The following is a 7331-nucleotide window of genomic DNA, read 5'->3' as shown; positions in this document are numbered from 1 at the left end:
CGAAGGCGAAAAGCGAACCTGACCAACACAGGGAGTGCTGATGAAAACAAGGCGCTCACACACAAAACCCAACAAAAACGCGCAGCAAAATATTCGCTTAAGCCGATCTTAAGATTCACCCGCCATTCTCCTCCCCAACATGAGGAGGAAGGCCATGTCACAGACCCCGGTTCCACAGGCTCGACAACTCGCCCGCCTGGGCGATGACGCCGCCCTGCTGCACGCTCCCCAGCACCCAGACTGCACGCTGCGGTCGCGGCTGGAGAGCTTTGTTCACGATTGCTTTGCCGACACCTACGGCGCCAACGTCCGCCAGTTCATGCCGGAGCTGCTCGGCCTTTGCCAGCAGGGCACGCTGCAGGCCGGTGTGGGTATCCGCGGCGGCGCCAGTGGCCCGCTGTTTCTCGAACACTATCTGGATCAGCCGGTGTGCGACGCCATTCGCCAGCACACCGACCTGCCGGTAAACCGCGAGCAGGTGGTGGAAGTCGGCAACCTGGCCGCACTGGCCCCCGGAGCCGGGCGCCTGCTGATCATCGCGCTGACCCACTATCTGGCGACCAGCGGGTACACCTGGGTGGTCTTCACCGGGACGCCGATGCTGCTCAACAGCTTCCAGCGCCTGACCCTGAGCCCGATTGATCTGGGCCCGGCCGACCCGGTGCGCCTGGGGGAAGCCCGCCTGGAGTGGGGCAGCTACTACGCCACCCGCCCACGGGTAATGGCCGGCTATATCCCCGAAGGCTTCAACCAGCTGCAGCGCCGCGGCCTGTTCGAGCGCATGCGCTACCAACCCGATTACCTGCAAACCGGCCTGGAGATTGCCCATGATTGCGCCTGAGACGCTCTGGAACAGCCTTGAACGCCACGCTGCCGAGCGCCCCAACAAACCCGCACTGAGCGACGAGCAGGGCAGCATCAGCTACGCCGATTTGCCGGCCGAGATCCAGCGCCGGGCCGAGCACCTGCGCGCGGTCGGCTGCCGCTGCGTGGCGCTGGCCCTGCCCAACGGTCGCGAGTGGCTGTTGTGGGATCTGGCGATTCTCAAGGCCGGCCTGATCTGCGTGCCGATTGCGCCGTTCTTTACCCATCAGCAGCGCGAGCACCTGCTGCGCAGCGCCGGCGTCGACACCGTGCTCGGCATGGCCGACGACAGCGCCGAGCTGCTGGCACAGGGCTTTGCCGCCACTTCGCTGGGCTGGCAACGGGCACCGATGGGCGTCGGCATCCCGGCCGGCACCGCCAAGATCACCTTTACCTCCGGCACCACCGGCACGCCCAAGGGCGTCTGCCTGTCTGCCGAGGCCATGCTGCAGGTCGCCGACAGCCTGCGTGAGGCCTGCTCGCCGGTTGATCCGCAGCAGCACCTGATTCTGCTGCCGCTGGCCGTGCTGCTGGATAACCTGGGCGCCATCACCGCACTGCTCAACGGCGCCAGCATCAGCGTACCGACCGACACCGGCCTGCAGGGCGCACAGATCAATCCGGCCCGTCTGCTGACGGTGCTGAACCAGAGCCAGCCGCACAGTCTGATTCTGGTGCCGCAGCTGCTGCAGGGTCTGCTGCAGGCCGCCGACGCCGGAGCGCCACTGCCGCGCAGCCTGCGCTTTATCGCGGTCGGCGGTGGACGGGTTGCACCCTCACTGCTGGAGCGGGCAGCCAGACACGGTTTGCCGGTGTTCGAGGGCTACGGCCTGTCCGAATGCGCGTCGGTGGTCTGCCTCAATCGTCCGGGCTACAACCGCCCGGGCACCGTCGGCCAGCCGCTGCCGCATGTACAGATTCGCCTTGCCGATGACGGCGAGATCTTGGTCCGCGGTGCCCGCGCGCTGGGCTATCTCGGCGAGCCGCCGCTGACCGCCGACGAGTGGCCGACCGGTGATATCGGCAAGCTGGAGGATGGCTACCTGAGCATTCTCGGCCGCAAGAAGAACCAGTTCATCACCGCCTATGGCCGCAACGTCAATCCCGAATGGGTCGAGGCCGAGGTTGCCGCCCATCCGGCGATTGCCCAGGTGCTGGTGTACGGCGAGGCGCTGCCGGTCAACGTGGCACTGATCGTGCCGCGCAGCCCGGCCTTCCGCGTAACCGACATCGAAGAGGCGATCGCCCAGGCCAACCGTCGCCTGCCCGACTACGCCCGCATCGGCCCCTGGTTGACCGCCAGCGAACCCTTCACCCCAGACAACGGCCTGCTGACCAGCAATGGGCGCCTGCGCCGTGAGCAGATCATTGAACACTACCGTCCAGCCCTGCTGGGCCTGCTGACCGAGGACATTGCACTATGACTTTCTTTGAACAACTGCAAAGCGAAACCGTAAACGAACGCGAATACCTGTTCAGCTCACCGCTGATCCAGGCCGCCCTGCGCGGCGAGGTACAACGCCACAGCTACATCGCGTTTCTGGCCCAGGCCTTCCATCACGTGCGTCACACCGTGCCGCTGCTGATGGCCTGCGGCGCCCGGCTGGACAGCGACCACGAATGGGTGCGCGAGGCCATGGCCGAGTACATCGAGGAGGAAATCGGCCATCAGGAGTGGATTCTCAACGACATCCGCGCCTGCGGTGGTGACGCCGAGGCGGTCCGCCACAGCACCCCGGCACTGGCCACCGAACTGATGGTCAGCACCATGTACGACCGTATCAACCGGCTCAATCCGATGTCCATGCTGGGCATGGTGTTCGTGCTCGAAGGCACCAGCATCGCGCTGGCCACCCAGGCCGCCGGCAGCCTCAAGGAAGGCCTGGGCCTGCCGCCGCAGGCATTCAGCTACCTGACCTCGCACGGCTCGCTGGACCTGGAGCACATGAAGTTCTTCGAGCAACTGGTAAACCGCATCGACAACGATGCAGACCGCACCGCCGTGCTGCACACCGCCAAGGTGATCTACCGGCTCTATGCCGACATGTTCCGCAGCCTGCCGGGCTCGGTCGAGGAGGAGGTGCGCCATGCAGCTGTCGGCTAGTCGTGTACTGCTGACCGGCGCCACCGGCGGCATGGGCCGCGCCATCGTAGCCGCGCTCTGCGCACGCGGGGCGCAGGTGCTGGTGGTTGGCCGACAAGACAAGGCCCTGCAGGCACTGGTAGAGCGCAATCCGTCCCAGGTCAGCTGTCTGCAGGCCGATTTGCGTCAGCCGGCCGACCGCGCCAGCGTGCTGCGCCGGGCGCAGCAGATGGGAGACATCAACCTGCTGATCAACGCCGCCGGCATCAACCACTTCGGCCTGTTCGAGAACATGCAGGAGCAGGCCATCAATGATCTGATCGAGACCAACCTGACCGCCACCCTGCAGCTCACCCACGGCCTGCTGCCGCTGCTGCGCAGCCAGCCGCAGAGCTGCGTGGTCAATATCGGCTCGACCTTCGGCTCGATCGGCTACCCCGGCTTCAGCGTCTACTGCGCGACCAAGTTCGCCCTGCGCGGCTTCTCCGAAGCGCTGCGCCGCGAGCTGGCCGATACCAATGTCGGCGTGCTCTACCTCGCGCCGCGGGCGACCCGTACCGAGATGAATAACGCGGCGGTCGAGGCGATGAACGCCGAACTGCAGGTCAACATGGACAGCCCCGAGCTGGTCGCCGAGCGATTGGTTCAGGCGCTGGATGCCGATCTGCGCGAGGTACATCTGGGCTTTCCCGAGCGCCTGTTCGTGCGCCTGAACGGGATTCTGCCGCGGCTGGTCGACAAGGCCCTGCGTCGCCAACTGCCAACCATCCAGCACTACGCCACCCCCTCAACCCACACCAGGGAGCACTGATCATGTCCATCTGGATTCGTTATCTCGTTGCCGGCCTGCTGGCCGGCTTCAGCCTGAACATCCTTGCCGCCGATATCGCTCCGCTGCAGAAACGCTGGGCGGAAATTCAGTACCAGCTGCCGGAAGACCAGAAGGCAGACGCCTTCGAAGCCCTGGCCGCCGAAGCCGAGCAGGCGCTGGCGCAGGAGCCTGATGACGCTCCGCTGCTGATCTGGCGCGGCATCATTCTCAGCAGCTGGGCCGGCGCCGACGGCGGCCTGGGCGCACTGGGCAAGGTCAAGGAGGCCAAGAGCCTGTTCGAGCACGCCCTGCAGGTTGACCCGCAGGCACTGCAGGGCTCGGCCTACACCAGTCTGGGCGCACTCTACTACCAGGTTCCGGGCTGGCCCATCGGCTTTGGCGATGACGAGCAGGCCGAAGCGCTGCTGAAGCAGGCACTGGCACTGAACCCGGACGGTATCGACAGCAATTACTTCTGGGGCGATTACCTGATCGACCAGAAGCGCTATGCTGAAGCCCGCGCCGCGCTGCTCAAGGCCCAGGCTGCTGCCCCGCGCCCGGACCGCCCGCTAGCCGATCAGGGCCGCCAGGCCGAGATCCGCGCCCGACTGGATAAAATCGCCAACAGGTAACCCATGCGACTGCTGCTGGTTGAAGACGATAGCTCCCTCGCCGAGGGCATTCTCACCTCGCTCAAGGGCGAGGGTTATACACTCGACTGGCTGCAGGACGGCGCCAGCGCACTGCACGCGCTGAGCAGCGAGCCCTTTGATCTGGCCATTCTGGATCTGGGCCTGCCGCGGATGGACGGTCTGCAGGTGCTGCGCGCCTTGCGTGACCGTCATCAGGCCGTGCCGGTACTGGTGCTGACCGCCCGCGACGGCGTGCAGGACCGCATCGCCGGGCTCGATGCCGGCGCCGACGATTACCTGATCAAGCCGTTCGACAGCGCCGAACTGAAGGCCCGCATCCGCGCCCTGCTGCGGCGCAGCGCCGGGCGCGCCGAGCCGTTGATCCAGCTGCGCGGCGTCACCCTCGACCCGCAAAGCCAGCAGGTCAGCTTCGAAGGCCGCAACGTCAATCTGTCGCGCAAGGAGTTCATCCTGCTGCACGAACTGATGGCCCAGCCGGACCGGGTACTGACCCGTGATCGGCTGGAGCAGGCGCTCTACGGCTGGAATGAGGAAATCGACAGCAACACCCTGGAAGTCCATATACACCACCTGCGACGCAAGCTGTTCAGCGGCCTGATCCGCACCCTGCGCGGGGTCGGCTACATGATCGAGCGCGACGCATGAGATCCATCCGCAAGCGCATCCTGGTGCGGGTGCTGGGGCTGCTGCTGGTCAGCACCCTGATCATGGGCTGGGCCAGCCACCACGACTCCACCCACGAGGTAGAGGAGCTGTTCGACGCCCAGCTGGGCCAGAGCGCACGGGTTCTGATCGGCCTGCTCGGCGCCTCGCAGGGTCAGATTCCGACCGAACAACTGGCCCAGGCGCTGCTGGAAACCAGCGGCGAGCCCCCCAAACTCGGACACCGCTATGAAAGCAAGCTGGCCTTCCAGGTGCGTAACGCCGAGGGCCGGGTCATTGCCCGCTCCTTCAATGTGCCGCCGCTGACCGCCGCCGACTGGCAGCCGGGTTTTGCCGATCTGCAGCAGGCCAAGCACCAGTGGCGCAGCTATGTGCTTGAGTCACCCGACAGCGGTCTGGCGGTTTGGGTCGGCGAGCGCAGCGACGTACGTGGCGAGCTGGTCGACAAGATCGTGCGCGGGACACTGGTACCCGATCTGCTGGGTATCCCGCTGCTGGTACTGCTGGTCTGGTTTGCCATTGGCTCTGGCTTGAAACCGCTGGACGAGCTGGCCCGCCTGATTCGCCTGCGCGAGCCCAACAGTCTGCAGCCGATCGTACTCAGCGATCTACCGCAGGAGCTGGAACCGGTGCAGGCCGCGCTCAATCGCATGCTCGAGCAGTTGCACCAGTTGCTGGCCCGCGAACAGCGCTTTATTGCCGACGCGGCGCATGAACTGCGCACGCCGCTGGCGGTGCTGAAAATCCACGCCGAAAACGCCATGCAGGCCAGCGAGCCGGCCGAGCGTGACCAGGCCCTGCAGCACCTTCGCCGGGGCGTGGAGCGCGCTACCAGGCTGATCTCACAGATGCTGACCCTGGCCCGGCTGGCAGACGACCAGCAGCGCCAGCGGGTGCCCGTCGCCCTGCTGCAAAGCTGCCGAGACGCCGTTGCCGAACTGCTGCCGCTGGCTCTGCGGCGAGATCAGGAACTGGAGCTGGTCAGCGACGGCAGCTTGCCGGAAGAGGTGGAGATGGAGCCCGGCAGCCTCGGCATGTTGCTGCAAAATCTGGTCGGCAATGCCATCCAGCATGCCCCCGATGGCGGGCGGATTCTGATCAGCCTGCAGCAGCAGTCCGACCAATTGGTGCTGCGGGTCGAAGACAGCGGCAGCGGCGTGGCGCCCGCCGACCGCGAGCGTCTGCTGGAGCGTTTTCACACCCAGGGCAACAGCCAGGGTGCGGGGCTGGGTCTGTCCATTGTGCAACGCATCATCGAGCGCCACCAGGGCAGCCTGTTGCTCGGTGACAGTCCACTCGGCGGCCTGCTGGTGCAGGCCAGCTTCCCGCTCGGCACACCCGTGTCCGGCTGATCGTGCGTCATCACCCGGGCAGCCTGCGCTGGTATCAGGGGATAAGTTGGCCGATACTCGGGCGCGTTCAAGATGGCCAATAACAACAGGAGATCCGACCCATGACCACCTCGCGCTTCGACCTGACCGGCAAGACTGCCCTGATTACCGGCGCCTCCAGTGGCCTCGGCGCCCACTTCGCCCGCGTACTGGCCGCTGCCGGCGCCCGTGTCGTGCTGGCTGCCCGCCGCGCCGATCGCCTGTCCGCGCTGGTGGACGAGCTCAAGCAGCAGGGCTTTGAGGCAATGGCAGTCACCATGGATGTGACCGACGCCGACAGCGTTGACGCCGGCTTCAGTGCCGCCGAGCAGGCCTTCGGCGTGTGCGACATTCTGGTCAACAACGCCGGCATTGGCGATCCGGTGCCCTTCCTGGACATGGACGAAGGCAACTGGCGCAGCATGCTCGACACCAACCTGGACGGTGCCTGGCGCGTCGCCCACCGCGGCTGCAAGGCCATGGCCAGCAGCGGCCAGGGCGGCAGCGTGATCAACATTGCCTCGATTCTCGGTCTGCGCGTCGGCAAGGCGCTGGCCCACTATGCGGTCGCCAAGGCCGGCGTTGTGCAGCTGACCAAGGCCATGGCGATGGAACTGGCCAAGAACGGTATCCGCGTCAACGCCATTGCCCCCGGCTACTTCCGCACCGAAATGAATTCTGACTACTTCGATACCGAGCACGGCCAGACCTACGTGCGCAGCAAGGTGCCGATGGGCCGCCTGGGGCAGCTCGACGAACTCGATGGCCCGCTGCTGCTGCTCGCCAGCGAGGCCGGTTCGTTCATGACCGGCACCATCATCAACGTCGATGGCGGTCATGTGAACAACAGCCTGTAAGACGGGATCGCGTCAGTACCCGTTGCCGGC

8 protein-coding genes are annotated in these 7331 nt (G+C 65.9%); all 8 read left to right on the top strand.

Annotation, left to right across the window (positions count from 1 at the left end; all coding sequences use genetic code 11):
- The first annotated feature begins 154 nt into the window (after window positions 1-154).
- The 8 genes from B7O88_RS16555 (at window position 155) to B7O88_RS16520 (ending at window position 7301) form a co-directional block, all read left to right on the top strand.
- Window positions 155-841: a thermostable hemolysin gene (locus B7O88_RS16555; protein WP_088277703.1), complete on the top strand. Its 687-nt coding sequence runs from the start codon at window positions 155-157 to the stop codon at window positions 839-841.
- Window positions 828-2288, top strand: coding sequence for an AMP-binding protein (locus tag B7O88_RS16550; protein ID WP_088277701.1), 1461 nt, complete (start codon window positions 828-830; stop codon window positions 2286-2288). The genes B7O88_RS16555 and B7O88_RS16550 overlap by 14 nt, the downstream gene beginning before the upstream one ends.
- Window positions 2285-2968 carry a TenA family transcriptional regulator gene (locus tag B7O88_RS16545; protein WP_088277699.1) on the top strand — a complete coding sequence of 228 codons (684 nt, stop codon included), beginning with the start codon at window positions 2285-2287 and terminating at the stop codon, window positions 2966-2968. The genes B7O88_RS16550 and B7O88_RS16545 overlap by 4 nt, the downstream gene beginning before the upstream one ends.
- Complete coding sequence (locus B7O88_RS16540; protein ID WP_088277697.1) at window positions 2952-3758, top strand: SDR family oxidoreductase; 807 nt, start codon at window positions 2952-2954, stop codon at window positions 3756-3758. The genes B7O88_RS16545 and B7O88_RS16540 overlap by 17 nt, the downstream gene beginning before the upstream one ends.
- 2 nt (window positions 3759-3760) lie before the next feature.
- On the top strand, window positions 3761-4390 hold the full coding sequence (locus B7O88_RS16535; RefSeq protein WP_088277695.1) for a tetratricopeptide repeat protein: 630 nt from the start codon (window positions 3761-3763) through the stop codon (window positions 4388-4390).
- A gap of 3 nt (window positions 4391-4393) precedes the next feature.
- Entirely contained in the window at window positions 4394-5056 is a 663-nt protein-coding gene (locus tag B7O88_RS16530) for a response regulator (RefSeq protein ID WP_088277693.1), read from the top strand.
- Window positions 5053-6426, top strand: a complete 1374-nt coding sequence (locus B7O88_RS16525; protein WP_088277691.1) for an ATP-binding protein — start codon at window positions 5053-5055, stop codon at window positions 6424-6426. The genes B7O88_RS16530 and B7O88_RS16525 overlap by 4 nt, the downstream gene beginning before the upstream one ends.
- Window positions 6427-6527: 101 nt before the next feature.
- Window positions 6528-7301 carry an SDR family NAD(P)-dependent oxidoreductase gene (locus B7O88_RS16520; protein WP_088277689.1) on the top strand — a complete coding sequence of 258 codons (774 nt, stop codon included), beginning with the start codon at window positions 6528-6530 and terminating at the stop codon, window positions 7299-7301.
- The last annotated feature ends 30 nt before the right edge of the window (window positions 7302-7331 follow it).

Origin of the sequence: Halopseudomonas aestusnigri (genome assembly GCF_002197985.1) — a bacterium.
In the GTDB taxonomy this organism is placed as follows: domain Bacteria; phylum Pseudomonadota; class Gammaproteobacteria; order Pseudomonadales; family Pseudomonadaceae; genus Halopseudomonas; species Halopseudomonas aestusnigri.
The sequence above is the reverse complement of the archived record's forward strand: the minus strand, read 5'-3'. Positions and strand labels throughout refer to the sequence as shown.